Consider the following 18,522-nt stretch of genomic DNA (forward strand, 5'->3'; position numbering starts at 1 on the left):
TATTACTTGAAATTAGCGAGCTCCTCGGCTGTGGATACGACGGGCTTGCCGTCCTTGTCGGTCAGTACGCACAGACCGCCCGAATAACCGTCCTTGCGGTAGAGGTAATTCACGCCTGTTTCCTTATCCACCCATATCTCGGTCTCTACAAGCTTGCCCTGTGAATATGTCTTGACGAATCTTTCATTTTTTGCCATGGTTATTACTCCTTTGTTTACTGTGATGTGGTTTTGTGATGTTTTTCGCGTATGTGCATTTATAGCAAGCCGCGCAGCAGCACGGCATATGGCTGTGGATACGGGGAAGGCTTTATTTTGCCTCCCAGATAGCGGTTGAGCCGCAGGGAAGCGTCATTCCCGTGGACTTAACGGGGAGACCTATCTCATCGAAGCTTACCCTGCCGCCGAACCTGTCGGTGAGGACGCTTCCGAGGATATATCCCATTACCGAGGGAGAAAGTCCCGTGGTATAGCTGTTTATCAGGAAGAAAAGCGGCTCATCGGAGAGAACTCCCGAACAGAGCTTCACCAGGTCATAGACGCAGTTTTCCAGCTTCCAGACCTCTCCTCCCGGACCTCTGCCGTAGCTTGGCGGATCCATTATGACCGCATCATACTTGCGTCCGCGGCGTATCTCACGGGCGATGAACTTCTCGCAGTCGTCCACTATCCAGCGGACGGGCTTGTCGGAAAGTCCCGAAGCAGCGGCGTTGTCACGCGCCCACTGCACCATGCCCTTTGAGGCGTCAACGTGGCAAACGGAAGCTCCTGCCGCCGCACAGGCGAGAGTAGCTCCGCCCGTATAGGCAAAGAGGTTGAGGACGTTTATCTCACGCCCTGCGTTCCTTATCTTATCCGCCATGAAGTCCCAGTTCACAGCCTGCTCGGGGAAAAGTCCCGTGTGCTTGAAGCCCGTGGGGCGGATATTGAAGGTAAGGTCTCCGTAGCTTATATTCCAGGACTCCGAAAGCTTTCTGCGGAACTCCCACTTGCCGCCGCCCTGATTTGAGCGGTGGTAGTGACCGTCGGCATTTCTCCACAGAGGGTCGGTGCGCTCGGTCTTCCAGATTATCTGGGGGTCGGGACGTACAAGGCTGACGCCGCCCCATTTTTCCAGCTTCTCGCCGTCGGAGGTATCCAGTATGATATAGTCCTTCCAGTTATTTGCTGTTCTCAAAATAAATGCTCCTTAGTGTTATTCCTCAAGGTAATTTTTCACCCATATACAGCCCGCTATGGCGGCTATGGCTATCAGCGCCAGCAGGATAAGTCCTGCTATCGCCGCAATATTCATGGCAAGCTTCCTTCCGGGATGAAAGTCCCTGTAGGGTATCCCATCGGGATATGCGGCATACTCGTCATTGAGCTCCTTGCAGAGGTCACTGTGCTGCGGATAAGTCTCCGCAAAATACTTAGCGAACTCCGCGTTATCCCGTATCTTTTTTCTTACGCAGAAGTCGTTGAGGGCTGCCGCTCCTAACTTTATGGGGATATTCAGCAGCAGCGCCAGAGCTATATTGATAAGTCCCTTTTTCAGACCTATGCTGTTTACATTTATGACCACGGCGCCGAAGGTGAATACTGCCAGAAATATTCCCAGATATTCCAGCACCGCAGCAAGGTCGCTCTCCTTGTAGTACCAGTAGCTCAGCGACACATGATATCCGCCCGTTATGACACGTTCAGCGCCCAGACGTTCCTTTTTCTTCATGGCTTATACCTTATACGCGCAGGTGTCCTTGATGGTCTGTGCTATCTCCACAGCCATATCGTTTATGCGCCCGAAGTCTGCGCCCTCTATGAGGATACGGACGATGGGCTCCTTGCCGCTCTCGCGGATGACCAGTCTTCCCTCGTCCCCAAGCTCCCTGCCGAAGCTTTCGATGAGCTCGGTGATGTCCTTCTCGTTTTTCCAGAGCTCCTTGTAGTGGGGGTGTATCTTCACATTCAGCTTCACCTGGGGGTATCGGGGCATATCTCCCGACAGCTCGCTGAGGGGACAGTCCTTTTCCTTCATTATGCTCAGCAGCCTTACGCCTGCCAGCTGACCGTCGCCTGTGCCCGAATCGTCAAGGAAGATGATATGTCCGTCGGGCTCGCCGCCCAGCTTGTAGCCGCCCTCCAGCATACGCTCAAGGACGTACCGCGTACCTGCTCCCGAGCTCACCAGCCTTATGCCGTGGTCGGAGGCGTATCTGCGGAAACCGAGAGTGCTGCCTGCGGTGACTACCGCCGTATCCTTGAAAAGGGTACCCTTTTCCTTCATATACCGGGCAAAGATGGCAAGCTGTCTGTCGCCGTCCACCAGTTCGCCCTTTTCATCAACGGCAATGCACCTGTCTGCGTCGCCGTCAAAGGCAAGTCCGCAGCAGCAGCCGCTGTCGATAACTGTTTCCATGAGGCGGTGTACATTGGTACTTCCGCACTCTCTGTTGATGTTGGTGCCGTCGGGCTTGTCGGCTATGACAATAGTCTCCGCACCCAGCGCCGTAAACAGCTTTTCCGCGGTAACAGCCGCGCAGCCGTTGGCGCAGTCCAGAGCCACCTTCATTCCGCTGAGGTCAGCTCCCGTCAGCTCCTTAATATGCTGTATATACTCCTCCGCAGCCTTCTCGCCGTGGATTATCCTTCCCACATCTTCGTGGGACTTCAGCTTTACCTCCCCGGGAGCAGCCAGCACCAGCCTTTCTATCTCCTCCTCTGCCTCCTCCGTGAGCTTGCAGCCCTTTGCGGAGAACAGCTTCAGACCGTTATACTCGGCGCTGTTGTGGCTTCCCGAGATCATGATACCTCCGTCGGCACCGTGGGCACCGATAAGATATGTCACCCCGGGGGTGGGAACTGTTCCCAGCAGCTCGGCATCTGCTCCCACAGAGCATATACCTGCACAGACTGCTGCCTCCAGCGCGTCTGAGGACAGTCTTGTATCCTTGCCCACAAGTATCTTCGTCTTTCCGCCCTCTTTTTTTGCAAGCACCAGTGCAGCGGCGCGTCCCGTCTGCATTGCAAGCTCACAGGTGAGGTCGGTGACGGCGATACCTCTCGGGCCGTCGGTACCGAAAAGTTTTGCCATTGCGGAGTCTCCTTCTAAATCAGGTTGAAAAATCAGAGTCGGGAGCTTTCCATGCTCTCAACTATCTCATAAACTGCAATAGGGCGGCGCTTTCCCGCCACCTCCTCCAGATTTCTGCAAAGCTCCTCGGAGGTGCAGCTGTTGTATCTGTTATAGACCAGTATGCCGTTCCACTGCTTCACGCAGAACACCGTGTGAATAGTGGAGAGGAAGGGCTTTTTCGTCCAGAAGGTTATGATGAAAGCCTTTGCCTCATCGGGGGCTTTCGTCCGTCTGAACTCAACGCCGAAATGCTTCAGCGCCTTGCCTATCCTGTAGGCATTACAGCCGAAAAAGCCCAGCAGCACGCGGAATCGCTCCATATAGAAGGCGATCTCCTTCAGTGGACGGGGCTTTTTCAGATAGACAAGTGCATTGTGTACCGCTATGACCTCGCAGCCGTTGAAGCTCATGTGACAGATGCCGTAACGGAACTGCGCCACGATACCTCTGCCCTGTCCGTTTATCATCTCCCCGATGGGAAGCTGCTCGGCGATAGACTCATTATGTCTGAGATTATATCTCCTTGAACCTTTTATAAGCATATTCTATTCCTCGTCTCCCCTGCGGGGAGAATTGTCAGAAGCTCATCTGTCCGTCATCAGCAGAAGCTGCCTGCTCGGGCGGCACTATGCCAAGGTGCTCATAGGCAAGCCTCGTGGCAACTCTGCCTCGCGGCGTCCTGCCCAGGAAGCCCAGCTGCATAAGGAAGGGCTCGCACACGTCCTCAAGGGTAACGCTCTCCTCGTTGATAGCCGAGGCGAGGGTCTCAAGTCCCACAGGTCCGCCGCCGTAGCCCTTGATTATCATCTCAAGCATACGTCTGTCCAGACCGTCAAGACCGAGATGGTCTATTTCCAGACGGCTGAGGGCGATGGAGGCTATCTCCTGTGTTATCTGACCGTTGCCCATGACATCTGCGAAGTCGCGGACACGCTTCAGGAGCCTGTTTGCTATTCGCGGTGTGCCTCTTGCTCTGCCCGCTATCTCTGCGGCTCCGTCAGCGGTACAGGGTATGCCCAGTATCATTGAGCTCCTGCGGACGATGTCCGTGAGCTGCTCCTTGGTATAGAGCTCAAGCCTGTGGATAACGCCGAAGCGGTCGCGGAGAGGCGCCGAGAGCTGTCCTGCTCTGGTGGTGGCACCGATGAGGGTGAAGGGCTTCAGGTCCATTCGTATGGAACGGGCTGAGGGACCCTTGCCAATGATTATATCTATTACTCTGTCCTCCAGTGCGGGGTAGAGTATCTCCTCCACCGCACGGGACAGTCTGTGTATCTCGTCGATGAAAAGCACATCGTTGTCGGAGAGACTGGTCAGCAGCGACACAAGGTCTCCCGGCTTTTCAATGGCAGGACCTGTGGTGACTCTGAGATTTACCCCCAGCTCGTGAGCTATTATGGAAGAAAGGGTAGTCTTTCCCAGTCCGGGAGGTCCGTACAGAAGCACATGGTCCAGGGGTTCGTTCCTGCGCTTTGCAGCCTCGATATATATGGCAAGATTTTCCTTTACCTTGTCCTGTCCGATATAGTCGTGGAGTGTCTGCGGGCGGAGACTGAGCTCAGCCTCGCTGTCCTCCGCGGTATTCTCGGGAGTTATTATTCTGGGAGCGAACTCCATATCCTCTGTCTGTATCAAATAAACACCTCTGAATTATTTCTCGAAAAATCTCTTTTTGCGGACATAGAAAGGCTCTACGGTCTCCGCAGCCTTCTTGCCCATATCCTGTTCATAGCTGATAAAGCACAGATGCTCGTTTGCCTTTACGGTCTTGGAGAGGTACTTTGAAAGGGGCACGAAGAGCTTTCTCGTGCTTCCCATCATATCCAGGACTATGAGTATCTGGGGCTTTTCGCAGCCCTTTATCATCTCCATGATGAAGGCGCGGTCAACATTGGGCTGCTTTGAAAGGAACTTGCTTGCAGCCTTGACGATATGTCCCACCTCATGCTCCACGGGGCGGTAGCTGATGATGTCCGCTTCGTTGTATGAGATAGCCTTGATCTTGAGATTGCGGGCTATCATAAGAATGCTCTTTATCTCCTGTGATGAGAACTCCTTGCCGTAGGAATTGGGGTTCAGCACAGCGGATACCGACTGTATGAGGTCGAAAAGTCTCAGACAGTTTATCTTATAGCAGTCAACATAGCGCTTGGCGAACTGCTGGAGAGCGCGGTAGCTGGTGAAGAAGGGGATAAAGATGTCGCCGTCGGGGTTCTGGGTGGTTATCAGCTCAAGCTGAATACCGCCTTCTGCTCTGCCGCGCTCCTGCTGAACAGGGTTCTTGCAGATAACATAGACGTCGCTTTTGATGAGCGTCTGAAGGAACAGGGCGCGTTTTGAGGGGTCTTTTATTGCTGCTTTCAGCAATTCATCAAGATTCATCATAACAGTAACCATCCTTGTAACATATTTTTGAGTTTTAACGCATATTTTTTGCTGTCATCAATCTCAGAGTTTCCTTTATAAGCTCCTGTGTGCTGAGGGAGGGATCCAGCTTGCCGAGTATAGGAGCTGTTTCGCCCTGTGAGTAGCCCAGCACCATAAGGGCTTCCAGAGCTTCGGACACTGCCGAGGAGGCTGCACCCGAGGGTATATTCGCAAATTCCGCAGCGTCGCCGCCAACGCTGCCGCTGATGGACTCGGAGGAGATCTTGTCCTTGAGCTCAAGGACTATCCTCTGTGCGGTCTTTGCACCTATGCCCTTTGTCTTTGTGAATGTCTTGCTGTCTCCCGAAGCCACGAGAAACGCAAATCTTTCGGGGGTCAGGTCCGAGAGTATCGCCGTTGCCGCTTTTGGTCCTACTCCCGAGACGGAGATGAGCAGCTTGAAACAGCTCAGCTCCTGCTGTGTGGCAAAGCCGAAGAGCTCCACCACGTCCTCCCTGACGTAGAGATAGGTGTATAGCATCGCTTCGCTGCCTATCTCGCCCAGCTGTGCGACCGTATTGTATGAAGTCCTGCAGCCGTATCCTACTCCGCCGCATTCCACAACGGCAAAGCCCAGTTCCTTGACTGTCAGTTTTCCTCTTACGCTGTATATCATTTTATCACCTTTTGAACGGAGGATCTTCAGTTCCACCTGACGGAATGGCCGTGGCAGATGGCTATGGCAAGGGCGTCCGCAGCGTCATCGGGCTTTGGTATCTGCGCCAGCCCCAGCAGCTGCTTCGTCATTTCCATGACCTGTTTTTTCTCCGCCTTTCCGTATCCGACTACCGACTGCTTGACCTGAAGGGGGGTATACTCCGACACCGGGACTTTCCTCATCGCCGCCGAAAGTACGGTTATACCTCTCGCCTGTGCCACATCAATGGCAGTCTTCTGGTTGGTAGTGAAATAGAGACGCTCTATTGCCATACAGTCGGGAGAGAATTTGTCGAAAATGAATTCGATGTCCTCGTGTATAGCTCTGAGCCTTTCGGGGAATGGCGTTCCCGCCTCGGTGAGCACTGCTCCGTACTCAACGGGTGTGAACCTTATGCCGTCGTAGTCCAGCACGCCGAAGCCCACTATGGCATACCCCGGGTCTATGCCTAAAATCCTTATCTTTTTCACTGTTTTTTCCTGTACATTTGTTAAAATCTTCACATGGATATAGTTTCTCACTATATTCTATATCATTATACCACAGAACACTTGTGATTTGCAATATATTTATCCTTTTTTTATTGATTTCTACAAAAATAAATGCTATAATATGTGAGGTATATCAATTCGAGCCTTCAGCCCTGCGGTCTTGCCGGCACATAAGGACTTACGGCTCAAATCGGAGGTATTTTTTATGGATCTTAAACAGCTTCGTGACGGCATTGATGACATCGACAGCAGCATTCTCTCCCTCTTTATGAAGCGCATGGAGCTCTGCAAGGGCGTCGCCGACTACAAGAAGGAGCACGATATGCCCGTTTTTCAGGGCGGACGCGAGCAGCAGGTCATCGACCGCATCAAAGAGCTGACAGGGGATAAAAATCTTGAGAAGGGCACTGCTGCCCTTTTTACCACTATCATGGATATAAGCAAGATACTCCAGAACCGCACTATCCTGGCAGGCGCTCCCGACTATGAGTTCTCCGCTCCCGACTTTGCAGGAGCAAGGACAGTGGGCTGTCAGGGCACATCGGGTGCCAACTCCGAGGTGGCTGCAAGGTCTGTGTTCGGTGACCGCAGCTTTAACTTCTACCCCTCCTTCGAGGACGTTTTCAGAGCGGTCAGCGACGGTGAGATAGACTACGGCGTTCTCCCCGTTCAGAACTCCACCGCAGGCTCGGTAAACAGCACCTACGACCTCATGGCAAAGTACCCCGTGTACATCGTCAAGGAGGTCATCGTCGAGATAAACCACTGTCTCGCCGCAAAGAAGGATATGCCCCTTTCTCAGGTGAAGAAGGTATACTCCCACCCCCAGGCGCTGGCACAGTGCGAGACCTTCCTCCGCAAAAACGGTCTCAGGACCTCTGAGTACGCAAACACGGCAACTGCCGCGGAAAAGGTCATGGACAGCGACGAGGACATCGCAGCTATATGCTCGGTACAGTGCGCTGAGCAGATGGGCATGACCATTCTTGCAAGAGACATAGCCGACGTCTCCGTGAACCGCACTCAGTTCATAGTTATATCAAAGGATATGCAGGTGGCGGAGGACTCGGATTCCGTTTCCGTAATGCTGGCTATCCCCCATACAGAGGGTAGTCTTTACCGACTCCTAACCAAATTCTATGTGAACGATATGAACCTTATCCGTATCGAGAGCCGACCTATCCGTGACGGCAGCTTCAACGTCCTCTTCTTCCTGGATTTCAGCGGCAGACTCACAGACCCCAACGTTAAGGCAGTTCTCCGCGACCTTGAGGAGAACCTTGAGACCTTCCGCTGCATAGGCACATTCAAAAGCGAATAAAGGAGACTGCTATGTCCGATAAATTCTTTTCACTTCTTGACAGAAACAGCTTTGTATTCCTTGACGGCGGCATGGGCACCATGCTCCAGGCTCACGGGATAAAGACAGAACATATACCCGAGCTTCTCAATATCACAGACCCGGAAGCTATAATGAAGATACACCGTCTCTATGTGGAGAGCGGTGCGGATATAATCTACTCCAACACCTTCGGCGCAAACCGCTTCAAGCTTTCTGGAAGCGGCTATTCCGTTGAGAAGATAGTCTCCGCAGGTGTTGCCAATGCACGTAAAGCCGCGGCAGGACGTGCCCTTACGGCTCTGGACTTAGGTCCCATAGGACAGCTCCTTGAGCCTGCGGGAACACTGAAATTCGAGGAGGCATATGAGGTCTACAAGGAACTCGTACTGGCAGGAAAGGACGCCGACCTCATCGTCATCGAGACCATGACCGACCTCTATGAGGTAAAGGCTGCTCTACTGGCTGCAAAGGAAAACTCCGACAAGCCCGTGCTTGTGACCATGACCTTTGAGGAGAATATGCGTACATTCACGGGAGTTTCCCCCGAGTGCATGGTGGCAGTGCTGGAGGGTCTGGGGGCAGACGCCATCGGCGTGAACTGTTCGCTGGGTCCAGAGGAGCTCTTCCCCGTCCTTGACAGGATATGTGCACTGACCTCACTGCCCGTTATAGCCAAGCCCAATGCAGGTCTCCCCGACCCTGTGACCAACGAGTACAACGTCGGTCCCGAGGACTTTGCGGAAAGCGCCGTAAAGCTTGCAAAGGCAGGCGTTACCATATTCGGCGGCTGCTGCGGCACCACACCTCAGCACATCTACACTATGATAGAATCCCTTTCGGGCATGGAGAGACAGCCCAGAAAGATAGTACGCGCCAGCATAGCCTGCTCAGCGGTGAACTGCGTGAATATAAACCAGCCCCGTGTTATCGGCGAGCGTATCAACCCCACAGGCAAGAAGCGCTTCAAGGAAGCTCTCCTCGCCCATGATGTGGACTATATCCTGGGTCAGGCTGTGGAGCAGATACACGCAGGCGCCGAGATACTTGACGTAAACGTGGGACTTCCCGGCATCGACGAGAAGGAAATGATGGTAACAGCTGTTAAGGCTATACAGAGCGTATGTGACACTCCCCTCCAGCTTGACTCCACTATCCCCGGGGTGCTTGAGGCAGGTCTCCGTGTATACAACGGAAAGCCCATTGTAAACTCGGTAAACGGCGAGGACGACTCCCTCGACACTATCCTCCCCATCGTAAAGAAATACGGTGCATCGGTGGTGGGACTTACCCTCGACAAGGGCGGTATTCCCAAGACCGCCGACGGACGCTTCGCCATTGCGGAGAAGATTCTCCGCCGCGCCATGGAATACGGCATACCAAAGGAGGACGTTTTCATCGACTGCCTTACCCTGACGGCTTCTGCCGAGCAGGACGGCGTTATGGAGACCCTCAATGCGCTCCACAGAGTAAAGACAGAGCTGGGACTGAGGACAGTCCTGGGCGTTTCAAATATATCCTTCGGACTGCCAAACCGTGAGCTCATCACCCGTACCTTCCTCACAATGGCGCTCCACAGCGGTCTGGACCTTCCTATCATCAACCCCAATGTAGAGGGCATAATCGGCGCAGTAAGAGCATACAGGCTCCTTGCGGGAATAGACCGCAACTCCGCGGATTTCATAAGCATCTACGCACAGGACGACAGCGCTCCCAAGGCTCCTGCCCCCGCAAAGGACAAGGACTCCCCCGACCTTGTGTACTCGGTGGAGAACGGTCTGAAAAACAACGCCGTAAAGGCTGCGGAGGCTCTCATGGACACCGTTGACCCCATGGAGATAATCAACGGCTATCTTATCCCTGCCCTGGACAGTGCAGGCGCTAAATTCGAGAAGGGCAAGATATTCCTGCCCCAGCTCATACTCACCGCAGAGGCGGCACAGGCGTGCTTCGAGGTAATAAAGACAAAGCTCTCGGCAGCAAACAGCGAAAGCGTTTCCAAGGGCAAGGTGGTGCTCGCCACAGTACACGGAGATATACACGATATAGGCAAGAACATCGTCAAGGTGCTCCTTGACAGCTACGGCTTCACGGTCATAGACCTTGGCAAGGACGTTCCTCCCGAGACTATCGTGGAAGCCGCTATACAACACAAGGTCAGCCTTGTGGGACTGTCGGCACTGATGACCACTACCCTCGGCGCTATGGCTGAGACTATCCGCCAGCTCAACGAGAAATACCCCGAGTGCAGGACCGTTGTGGGCGGAGCTGTTCTCACAGCCTCCTACGCTGAGCAGATACACGCGGATTTCTACGCCAAGGACGCAAAGCAGACCGTTGATATAGCGTCAAAGGTCTACGGAGTGTGAGTTATCACTGCATATGACAAAAAGCAGCCTACAACCGTGATACTCGTACAGCAGTTTTATAGGTGATATTGAGGAAAACCCTTTTGAAAAAGGGTTCTTCCTCAAACTCCTTTCCTAAAACTTTCAGCATTAAATTTAGCCCCGTCAGGGCGCTCCTCACAAAATGTGAAAATCAGTAATAATACTGAGAGCACCCTGACGGGGCTAAATTCAGTTATAAAGTCTTTGGAAAAGGGGGTATGGGGGGGAAGAACCTTTCCTCAGAAAGGTTTTCCCCCGATAGTTTCGCATAACCTGCTATATAAGTACCACGGTTATGGGCTGCTTTTTTTCGTATACACAAAGGCATACATAAAAAGGAACGCCGAAGCGGCGTTCCCTACTGTTTTATCTTATGGGCTTTCTCATAGACCTTGCCGATAACGAATGCCGCTACGTCTGCAAATACCGAGGCTATACGCATTACCAGCACGAACAGCACTATCCTGTCCGCATAGCTGTCTCCGCAGACAAAGAGCATAACGCCCTCCCTTATGCCGATACCGCCGGGAGCTCCGGGGGTCACGAAGCCTATTATCCACGCGAACATGAAGGCTCCCGTAAGTGCTGTAAGCTCCCCTGTGCCTGCCTGAGGAACTATGAGCCAGAGACAGGTAAAGTACATGGCTGCCGACACCAGATTGTGCACAAGATAATAGAATATGCCAAAGAGGAGCTGAGGTCGTCTCTCCTTGCTGAATGCCTTTGCATACCGCGAAAGATAGGAGCTTACCCTGTCCCTGAACTTCAGCCTTATGACTATCGCCCCGGCTGCAAGTACCGCTATGCCCACGGCTGCCACGATGAGTAGATTTCTGCCGTATTTCGACATGAGCTCCGCTATCCTTCCGCCCAGCAGCACCACGGAGATGATCCCCGTCCACATCACGCAGAACAGCACGTCAAGAATGGTGGCACAGGCTACGTCAACATGGCTTATATCCATATCCGCCGCCAGCTGATTGCGTCCCACATACTGGAACACATTGCCGGGGAGGTACTTGTACAGGTTGGACTGTGTGTACACAGGCACCGCTGCCGAGAAGGGTATCTTCCTTCCGGAAAGTGACCGCGTGAACATGAGCCAGGGGAAGCAGGAGCAGATGATTATTGCGGTCTGTACCGCGAAGCACACCAGAAAGCCGCCCAGTACTCTCCCCTCTTTCAGCTGAGAGAAGCTGATGTCCATATCCAGCAGTTTTTTTATCACAAACGCAAGTGCGGCTATCATGACGATATTGCCGATGATCTTCAGTGCCTTCTTCATACGCACCTCTGTTCCTTTATCTGCTTTATGAGCTCAGCCAGCTTTTCGGGACTGCCCATCTCGCAGAAATATACTCCCTTGTCGCTCTCCGAAAAGAGCTCACGGTTTGCGGGATTGTCCCCCAGCACCACAGGCTTCTCCATAGCGCGGTAGATATAGGTCTTGCCTGCGATGGTACGCTTTGCTTTCATAATATCGCCGTCGAAATGACCTGCAAGGCACAGGTCAGCTCCGGCTATCTTCTCAGCCAGCTCCTCCTGAGGGAGCCAGTTTATATACTCGGTGATATTCTCGCCTGTACGGATATTATCACTGCCGAGAGGTCCCACGAACACGAAGCGTAGTCCCTTTTCGTCCTTCAGAAGGTCTATCGCCTTCAGTATGACCGACACTCCCTGGAGAGGCAGCACACTGCCGAAATACAGCACGGTGAAATCGCTGTGCTCCTTCATGGGGCGGGGGTAGTAGATACTGCTGTCTGCTTCAAGGTAAAGCACCGACATCTTCTCCGCAGGGAAGCCGAATTCCTTGCAGAAGTATCTGCCGTGAGCCTTTGTATCGCATATTGCAAGGTCGGCGGCGACGAGAGTCTTTCTGTCGATACGCCTGAGCAGCCTGCCTGCAAGGCTTTCGGGACGGAACTTTTTCCTGTCGAAGCAAAGGGTATCGTACATGGAGATAAAGAAGTCCATAGCTAAGGGCTTCTTTTTTAGCTTTCTGCGGAAAAGGGGCAGCACCAGCTGAGGCGCAAAGCCCACGAAGCTCATGTCATAGTCCTTCATACTTGTCCTCAGGAGCCTGCCGTAGACCTGCAAAAGCCTTTTGGGGTAGCTCTTTGAGGGAGAGCTTATGACCGTTACCGTATTGCCGTTTTCGCGGAGGAGCCTTATTTCCTGTACCAGCCTGAGATAATCGCTGTTCTTGGTGGCGATATAGAGTATCCTCTTGTTCCTTATATCACTCAGCCTTTTCATTCCTCTGCTCCTCGTCGCTCTTTCCGCACTCCATCTTTCTCACTCTGTACTGAACGTCCTCAAGGAGCTTGCGGTTTGAAGCAATGGTGTCACCGAGAAGTCCGAGAGTTATGGTCTGGAAGCCCATCATGATGAGTATGGCGGTCAGGATAAGGGACTGAACGTGACCGTCGCCGTCTCCCATAGCCATGAGTATCAGGAAGCGTATTCCCAGTACAGCGCCTATGAGGAGCAGCACGAAGCCTATGGTCATGAAGAATTTGAGAGGCTTGTACATTACGAAGGAACGTGTGATGACGGTTGATGAACGCTTCATGTAGCGCCACATACTTGAGAAAAGACGTGAGGGTCTGGTCTCGGGGTTTGTCCTTATGGGGACAGATGTCATGGCAGTCTTGTTGTTGCCTGCCTGAATGATGGTCTCAAGAGTATATGTATACTCGTTCACAACATTAAGTCTCAGGGCAGCATCACGGGAGTAGGCTCTGAAGCCGCTGGGAGCGTCGGGTATATCGGTTCCCGAAGCCACGCGCACCACCCAGCTTCCCAGATGCTGGAACTTCTTCTTTTTCCATGAGAAGTGCTCTGTCTGGTCGATAGGTCTCTCGCCGATGACGATGTCAGCCTTCTCGTCGAGAATGGGGCGGACTATCTTCTCGATGTCCGCGCCGCAGTACTGGTTGTCGGCGTCGGTGTTGACGATTATATCCGCGCCAAGGTGGAGACAGGCATCTATACCTGCCATAAAGCCCTTGGCGAGACCTTTGTTTCGCTTGAATGAAACGATATGGTGGAAGCCCAGCTCTCTTGCGCGGGCAACGGTGTTGTCCTTACTTCCGTCGTTTATGATGAGGTATTCTATGGTGTCGATACCGTCTATATGTCTGGGCAGGTCGTTATACGCCAGCTCCAGTGTCTTTTCCTCGTTATAGCATGGTATCTGTATGATAAGCTTCATTTTATCTCAGTTCCTTTCTTTTATGCGACCGGCGAAAAACGCACCGAGCTGACGGGTATGCCCAGCTCGCGGTCATCATTGGGATTTGAAAGCGATGCGCTCCACAGGGGAGAACGTATCTCAAGGATATTCTCGCCCTCAAGCACCTGGTCCTCCTCAGCGGTGAAGCGGAGGGGCTGACCGTTATTCTCCTGAGTTATCGCCTGTGTGCCTATCTCCTCGCCGTTGAGCAGGAGGGTGACCTCTATCTTATCTTTGCCTATTTTATCAAGAGGGATACCGCAGCCCATTTCCATGGTGATGTCATAATCTCCGGGATAAAGACCGCATTCCACCTGTGCCTCCTCACTGTCTGTCCAGCAGAAGCTTACCTCAAGAGGACCGAAGCCGCTCATCTTGGAGTAGTCTCCCTCGGCGGTGTAGATAAATCTGTATTTATCGTAGGAGTAAAGGTGTATCTCCTCAACAAAGCTGTAGAAGAACTTGGGCATTGGAATGATGGTTCCCGTATTTACCATATCGTCCTCGATATGGTGTATCCTGTTGGAGTATATTGAGGTGTAGTCCTCCTCGCCAAGTATATCCTTTGTCAGGACCATTACTCTGCCGTATCTTGCGGCAAGTCTGTCCAGCTGTTCGGGGTCCGCTGTATCCTCGGGGTAGACATGAGCGCCTGTCATGCTCCTTATGGGGAGCCAGAGCTTCTGAGCGTAATCATTGGAGATGACCACGCAGTCGCCCTCCTCCACAAAGTCGGTAAGGTCGCTGAGAACGCTCCATTCCATACGGGTGTCGTCCTTATGCCACATGAGGTAGGCATCGTATCTTGCTGTCAGCAGGAATGACGCCGCAGCCGCAGGTATGAACAGCTTTCCGCCGAAGCGGTCCAGAGCCAGTCCGCTGAATATGAGACCCACAGGTATAAAGGGAGCCAGATAGCGTGAATAGTAGAAATAATACTGTATCTCGGGGCGCAGGAAGGCTGAGTAGACCAGTACACAGTAGAAGAACATGATGAACACCACAAGGCGCTGATGTGACTCGGCAAAGGACTTCGCAAAAATAACGGCGAAAACTATTGCCAGAGGCAGCACAAAGAATCCCACGTTTGCACAGAAGCCCCAGAGCGTAACATGGCTGGCTTCGTCCCAGTTGCTGTAATTCCTGAAAGCCTTTATGATGATATATACACAGGGCAGTATTATCAGCAGCCTCAGCAGAATGCCGAAGGGCTTTGATGCGGAAGCCTTTTTCAGGAACCTCCTCTGTGAGAAGTCCTTCTTTGTCAGCTTCTTCACTATGAGGTCAAAGATGATGACAGCCGCAAATGCAGCAGCAGAGCCGATGATGACTACTGTGGTGATATTGTTGACGTTTATGCCGCCCACAAAGAGGGGGCTGTAGTTGTTCATGGTGTAGAAGGGCTGCACCTGCTTCATCATGAAGAAGCTTGCCAGATACCCTGCCACGGTCACGGGCATGAGCACCGCATACTGACGCTCTCTTGTGAACACATACATTCCGCCGTATACCATGATGAACATGGGTACCATGGTGTACAGGGATACATGGTAGCAGCCGAAGACCGCCACGGGGATTATGGACATCCACCGCTGCTTGCTGTCCTCATCGGTCATGAAGTAGAGGAAGACCGCAGGTATCAGGGTGAGCAGTATCTCCGTAAGGGAGGATTTTGCCGTCCATATTATAACGGGAGCCAGCGCCGTGAGAGCACAGACACAGGCAGATGTGGTCTTTTTGAGCTTGAGTGAACGGGTTATGAAGTAGATGACGAATATGAGGCACACAAAGAGCACGGTCTCAAAGTCTGCCATATGCTCCATGCCGAATATGCTTCCCCACATTGCCAGCAGAGCCGAATATGTAGGGATACCGTGGATTATTCCCGAGGACTCTCCCACGCTCCTGTCATATACGGTGTCGGGGTATTCCGCATGGGGAATATCAAGTCCCGCCAGCTTGCTGTGGATATTGTAATTGAACGCCGCTCTCTCGCTGTCGGAGGTGACGTCATGATACTCGGTTATATCCTTCTGGCGTTTTGTATCGCCGTTCATGAAGAGTATCGCCTGTGTCTGGTACACTCCCTGATCCTGTCCCATGCCGAAGAACTCGTTCTTGGTGGAGACAAGGGGAAGGGCAAGAAGGCTTATTATCAGTGGTATGAGCATATCCTTCAGGGAAAGGTCGTGCCTGAAGATATGCTTCCAGCGGAAGGGCTTGCTCCTGCGCAGGAACACCGCCAGCACCAGCAGCACAAGGCTCACCGAAGCGGCTCCGAAGCCTGCACGGAAGACGGTGTACTTGTCTATGACGAACAGCCCCATGCTGACAACGATATGAACGAAGAACCACATGACAGTTCCCATTATAACGCCCTCGATAAGGTTCTTGTTCCTGAACCATACCACGCCGCACAGCATACTGAATATCACTCCGGCCAGGCATATCGCAGCAAATAACATCTAATACTTTCACTCCTTGCAGATATTGTTTATCATCTCGCTGAAATTGCGCATTATTACCTCCCAGCGGTAGTTCTCCTCCACATAGGCTTCGGCATTTCTGCGCATTATTGCGTACTCCCTGTCGTGGGAGAACACATAGTCAATTATGCCCTCGAACTCGAAGTAATCGGTATAGTAGAGACCGCCGTTGCTCTTGACGCAGTGCCCCTTGAGCACCTCACAGCCGCCGTTTACGATAACGGGAACGGACAGGGTCATAGCCTCAAGGACGGAAATGGACAGGCTCTCAAATCTGGACGGCAGCACAAGGCATTTTGCTCCCGATATGCCGCTGAACTTGTCCTCCTCGCTGACGAAGCCGAGACTGATTATGTCCTTGTGCTTCGGTATCTCGCAGACGGGCTTGCCCATGAGCACCAGCTTTAAGGAACTGTCGGGACGGCGCTTCTTGTATTCAAGGAAGTATCTGAACATCTCGGGGCAGCATTTGCCCTCGTCGATACGTCCAACGTATATGATATAATCGCCCTCTATGCCGAATTTGCTGCGGAATGCAGCCTCATCGGGCTGACAGGGCACCTCAACTCCCGTGCCCATTACGCGGCAGGGTATATCCTCACAGTGAAAAAGTCCCTGCACCAGAGCCTTCTCCTCATCGGTGAGGAACACATAAGCCCTCGGCAGCTTAAAGAAGGTCTTGTAGGTCTCGAAGTGTATGAAGGGCTCATCGTGAGCGGTGGGTATCATTATGGACTTCTCAGCCACCTCGGGGAGTCCCTGTACTGTCAGGTAGTAGAGATAGGTCACGAAGATGAACACATCGTACTTATCCTTTGAGGCACGGATATAGTCGATAGCCGCAGGAGAATAGGGTCCCTGCTTCTCAAACCATATCTTCTCTGTCTCTGTGTCGTAGCTGCCGGAAGCGAGGTATTTACCGTTGAATTCGTTGAAGTCCTTTGCACGGGGCTTCTCAACAGGGAAGCGGAGCACTCTTACTCCGTTTATCTCCTCCTCGTCGGCAGTGTAATAGTTTTCCCATGTGGTATATTCAAGAGCCTTTGTGGTAATGACATCCACTTCAAACTCGCCCGTGAGCCTTTCGGCAATGAGCCTTGTGTAGTACTCCGAGCCGCCGTTTACCTCAAGGCCGTATCTCTGATTTACAAGCGCTATCCTTTTCATTGTTCCCTTTCTCCGATGACTTCTGCGAAAAACTTCTTGTATTTCTCGACGATCACGTCCCATGCGAAATTGCTGCGGACGTAGTCTCCGCCGTTTCTTCCCATGAGCGCAGCCTTTTCCCTGTTGCGGAGGATCCAGTCGGTGCAGCCCTCGAACTCGAAGTAGTCACCGAAATAGAGACCGCCGTCGGACTCCGATACGAAGTTCCTTGTGACAGGACAGCCGCTGTGCACCAGCACGGGGCGTCCGCAGAGCCAGCTCTCCATGATGACAAGGGAGAAGCTCTCGTTCTTTGAGGGCTGACAGAGGAACTCTGCCGCTGCCTGACCGTTGTATTTGTCCTGTATATCCACGAAGCCCAGGTCGATTATCCGCTTCTGCCTTACCAGCTCATCGGGGAGCTCTATGCTGCCGCCGCCCATGAGCACCAGCTTCAGGTCGGTGTCGCGGCGCTTGAGATACTCCGCAAAATACTGCACCAGCGTGTGGACGTTCTTGCCCTTGTCCTTGCGTCCCGCGTAGACGATAAAGGGGCTGTCTATGCCGAACTTTTTACGGAAGGCGTCGGCGTCGGGCTTTATATCAGTATCCATGCCTATTCCCATGACTATGGTCCTGGTGCCGCTCTTTGAGAAGCCGTAGAGCCTCTCGGCAAGCTCAGACTCGGGACGGGCATTGAATATCATTCCCGCAGCCTTGGGAAATACCTCTTTATACCGGGATATATAGGCATAAGCCTCGTCGTGGAAGCAGGGTATCAGCACCGACTTCTCCGGGAACATCTTCGTTCCGTTATAGGTGGTGCAGAGCAGATAGGGAATGAACACAAAGAGGCTGTACTCCTCGCTGTGCTCCTTCATATAGCCGTAGAGAGCAGAGCACTCCGCCATTTCCGTAAGGAAGATGTCCTCCTCGGCAGGAGTTATCCTCATGCCCTTCATGAGCTTTGCATTCACCGCGTCAAAAGCCGCGGCATTTCTCTCGCCCACTCTGAACCTTCTTACGGTTATGCCGTTTGAGGCAGTCTCCGTGCCCTCCTTGTGGAAATTGCGGCTCCAGTCCGAGCCTGCGTCCTTTATACAGGTGGTCAGTATCTCCAGCTCCACCCCTGCCCTGTGCAGGCGGTCAGTCACCTGCCGGAGCTCCATTTCCGCTCCGCCGGGGATATTCTCGCCGTACCACGGGATAACAAAACCTATCTTCTTCATCGTT

The 18,522-nt window shown here is 52.8% G+C and carries 17 protein-coding genes; 2 read left to right on the plus strand and 15 right to left on the minus strand.

Features of this window, described 5'->3' with window-relative positions; translation table 11 throughout:
• Positions 1-2: 2 nt before the first annotated feature.
• From T488_RS0102515 to ruvC, 9 genes are all read right to left on the minus strand, one after another.
• Positions 3-197 (minus strand): DUF6440 family protein, encoded by a 195-nt coding sequence (locus T488_RS0102515; protein ID WP_028519426.1) that lies wholly within the window; start codon positions 195-197, stop codon positions 3-5.
• Between the two features lie 112 nt (positions 198-309).
• A complete protein-coding gene (locus tag T488_RS0102520; protein WP_028519427.1) occupies positions 310-1,176 on the minus strand; it encodes a class I SAM-dependent methyltransferase in 867 nt (288 codons plus the stop codon).
• 18 nt (positions 1,177-1,194) lie between these two features.
• The gene (locus tag T488_RS0102525; protein ID WP_028519428.1) at positions 1,195-1,710 is read right to left on the minus strand and encodes a hypothetical protein; all 516 of its coding nucleotides are present in this window, start codon (positions 1,708-1,710) and stop codon (positions 1,195-1,197) included.
• Between the two features lie 3 nt (positions 1,711-1,713).
• Entirely contained in the window at positions 1,714-3,072 is a 1,359-nt protein-coding gene (gene glmM / locus T488_RS0102530; RefSeq protein ID WP_028519429.1) for a phosphoglucosamine mutase, read from the minus strand.
• A gap of 32 nt (positions 3,073-3,104) precedes the next feature.
• Complete coding sequence (locus T488_RS0102535; protein ID WP_028519430.1) at positions 3,105-3,656, minus strand: hypothetical protein; 552 nt, start codon at positions 3,654-3,656, stop codon at positions 3,105-3,107.
• Between the two features lie 34 nt (positions 3,657-3,690).
• On the minus strand, positions 3,691-4,731 hold the full coding sequence (gene ruvB / locus T488_RS0102540; protein WP_037296890.1) for a Holliday junction branch migration DNA helicase RuvB: 1,041 nt from the start codon (positions 4,729-4,731) through the stop codon (positions 3,691-3,693).
• A gap of 33 nt (positions 4,732-4,764) precedes the next feature.
• Positions 4,765-5,499, minus strand: coding sequence for an enhanced serine sensitivity protein SseB (locus T488_RS0102545; RefSeq protein WP_242838288.1), 735 nt, complete (start codon positions 5,497-5,499; stop codon positions 4,765-4,767).
• A gap of 34 nt (positions 5,500-5,533) precedes the next feature.
• Positions 5,534-6,157 (minus strand): Holliday junction branch migration protein RuvA, encoded by a 624-nt coding sequence (ruvA, locus tag T488_RS0102550; protein ID WP_028519433.1) that lies wholly within the window; start codon positions 6,155-6,157, stop codon positions 5,534-5,536.
• Between the two features lie 26 nt (positions 6,158-6,183).
• A complete protein-coding gene (gene ruvC, locus T488_RS0102555; protein WP_028519434.1) occupies positions 6,184-6,660 on the minus strand; it encodes a crossover junction endodeoxyribonuclease RuvC in 477 nt (158 codons plus the stop codon).
• A 235-nt stretch (positions 6,661-6,895) separates the two neighbouring features.
• On the opposite strand from ruvC, the gene T488_RS0102560 reads away from it, so the two are divergent.
• Both T488_RS0102560 and T488_RS0102565 read left to right on the plus strand, forming a co-directional pair.
• On the plus strand, positions 6,896-8,011 hold the full coding sequence (locus T488_RS0102560; protein ID WP_028519435.1) for a bifunctional chorismate mutase/prephenate dehydratase: 1,116 nt from the start codon (positions 6,896-6,898) through the stop codon (positions 8,009-8,011).
• Positions 8,012-8,022: 11 nt separating this feature from the next.
• Positions 8,023-10,398, plus strand: a complete 2,376-nt coding sequence (locus T488_RS0102565) for a homocysteine S-methyltransferase family protein (RefSeq protein ID WP_028519436.1) — start codon at positions 8,023-8,025, stop codon at positions 10,396-10,398.
• 379 nt (positions 10,399-10,777) lie between these two features.
• Here T488_RS0102565 and T488_RS0102570 read toward each other — a convergent pair whose 3' ends face one another.
• The 6 genes from T488_RS0102570 to T488_RS0102595 are packed head-to-tail and all read right to left on the minus strand — an operon-like array spanning position 10,778 to position 18,518.
• A complete protein-coding gene (locus tag T488_RS0102570; RefSeq protein ID WP_028519437.1) occupies positions 10,778-11,704 on the minus strand; it encodes a lysylphosphatidylglycerol synthase domain-containing protein in 927 nt (308 codons plus the stop codon).
• Complete coding sequence (locus T488_RS0102575; RefSeq protein ID WP_037296837.1) at positions 11,701-12,678, minus strand: glycosyltransferase; 978 nt, start codon at positions 12,676-12,678, stop codon at positions 11,701-11,703. The genes T488_RS0102570 and T488_RS0102575 overlap by 4 nt, the downstream gene beginning before the upstream one ends.
• The gene (locus tag T488_RS0102580) at positions 12,662-13,636 is read right to left on the minus strand and encodes a glycosyltransferase family 2 protein (RefSeq protein WP_028519439.1); all 975 of its coding nucleotides are present in this window, start codon (positions 13,634-13,636) and stop codon (positions 12,662-12,664) included. The genes T488_RS0102575 and T488_RS0102580 overlap by 17 nt, the downstream gene beginning before the upstream one ends.
• A gap of 20 nt (positions 13,637-13,656) precedes the next feature.
• The gene (locus T488_RS0102585) at positions 13,657-16,092 is read right to left on the minus strand and encodes a hypothetical protein (protein ID WP_196243257.1); all 2,436 of its coding nucleotides are present in this window, start codon (positions 16,090-16,092) and stop codon (positions 13,657-13,659) included.
• A 39-nt stretch (positions 16,093-16,131) separates the two neighbouring features.
• A complete protein-coding gene (locus T488_RS0102590; RefSeq protein WP_028519441.1) occupies positions 16,132-17,310 on the minus strand; it encodes a glycosyltransferase family 4 protein in 1,179 nt (392 codons plus the stop codon).
• Positions 17,307-18,518 carry a glycosyltransferase family 4 protein gene (locus tag T488_RS0102595; RefSeq protein WP_028519442.1) on the minus strand — a complete coding sequence of 404 codons (1,212 nt, stop codon included), beginning with the start codon at positions 18,516-18,518 and terminating at the stop codon, positions 17,307-17,309. The genes T488_RS0102590 and T488_RS0102595 overlap by 4 nt, the downstream gene beginning before the upstream one ends.
• Positions 18,519-18,522: the final 4 nt, after the last annotated feature.

The organism is Ruminococcus flavefaciens ND2009 (assembly GCF_000621785.1).
Lineage (GTDB): Bacteria > Bacillota > Clostridia > Oscillospirales > Ruminococcaceae > Ruminococcus > Ruminococcus flavefaciens_C.

Bases quoted from the DNA above. Each gene is read 5' to 3' on its own strand.
- T488_RS0102515 (WP_028519426.1), bottom strand. From the start codon at position 197: ATGGCAAAAAATGAAAGATTCGTCAAGACATATTCACAGGGCAAGCTT.
- T488_RS0102525 (WP_028519428.1), bottom strand. From the start codon at position 1,710: ATGAAGAAAAAGGAACGTCTGGGCGCTGAACGTGTCATAACGGGCGGA.
- glmM (WP_028519429.1), bottom strand. From the start codon at position 3,072: ATGGCAAAACTTTTCGGTACCGACGGCCCGAGAGGTATCGCCGTCACC.
- T488_RS0102535 (WP_028519430.1), bottom strand. From the start codon at position 3,656: ATGCTTATAAAAGGTTCAAGGAGATATAATCTCAGACATAATGAGTCT.
- ruvB (WP_037296890.1), bottom strand. From the start codon at position 4,731: ATGGAGTTCGCTCCCAGAATAATAACTCCCGAGAATACCGCGGAGGAC.
- T488_RS0102545 (WP_242838288.1), bottom strand. From the start codon at position 5,499: ATGATGAATCTTGATGAATTGCTGAAAGCAGCAATAAAAGACCCCTCA.
- ruvA (WP_028519433.1), bottom strand. From the start codon at position 6,157: ATGATATACAGCGTAAGAGGAAAACTGACAGTCAAGGAACTGGGCTTT.
- T488_RS0102560 (WP_028519435.1), top strand. From the start codon at position 6,896: ATGGATCTTAAACAGCTTCGTGACGGCATTGATGACATCGACAGCAGC.
- T488_RS0102565 (WP_028519436.1), top strand. From the start codon at position 8,023: ATGTCCGATAAATTCTTTTCACTTCTTGACAGAAACAGCTTTGTATTC.
- T488_RS0102570 (WP_028519437.1), bottom strand. From the start codon at position 11,704: ATGAAGAAGGCACTGAAGATCATCGGCAATATCGTCATGATAGCCGCA.
- T488_RS0102575 (WP_037296837.1), bottom strand. From the start codon at position 12,678: ATGAAAAGGCTGAGTGATATAAGGAACAAGAGGATACTCTATATCGCC.
- T488_RS0102580 (WP_028519439.1), bottom strand. From the start codon at position 13,636: ATGAAGCTTATCATACAGATACCATGCTATAACGAGGAAAAGACACTG.
- T488_RS0102590 (WP_028519441.1), bottom strand. From the start codon at position 17,310: ATGAAAAGGATAGCGCTTGTAAATCAGAGATACGGCCTTGAGGTAAAC.
- T488_RS0102595 (WP_028519442.1), bottom strand. From the start codon at position 18,518: ATGAAGAAGATAGGTTTTGTTATCCCGTGGTACGGCGAGAATATCCCC.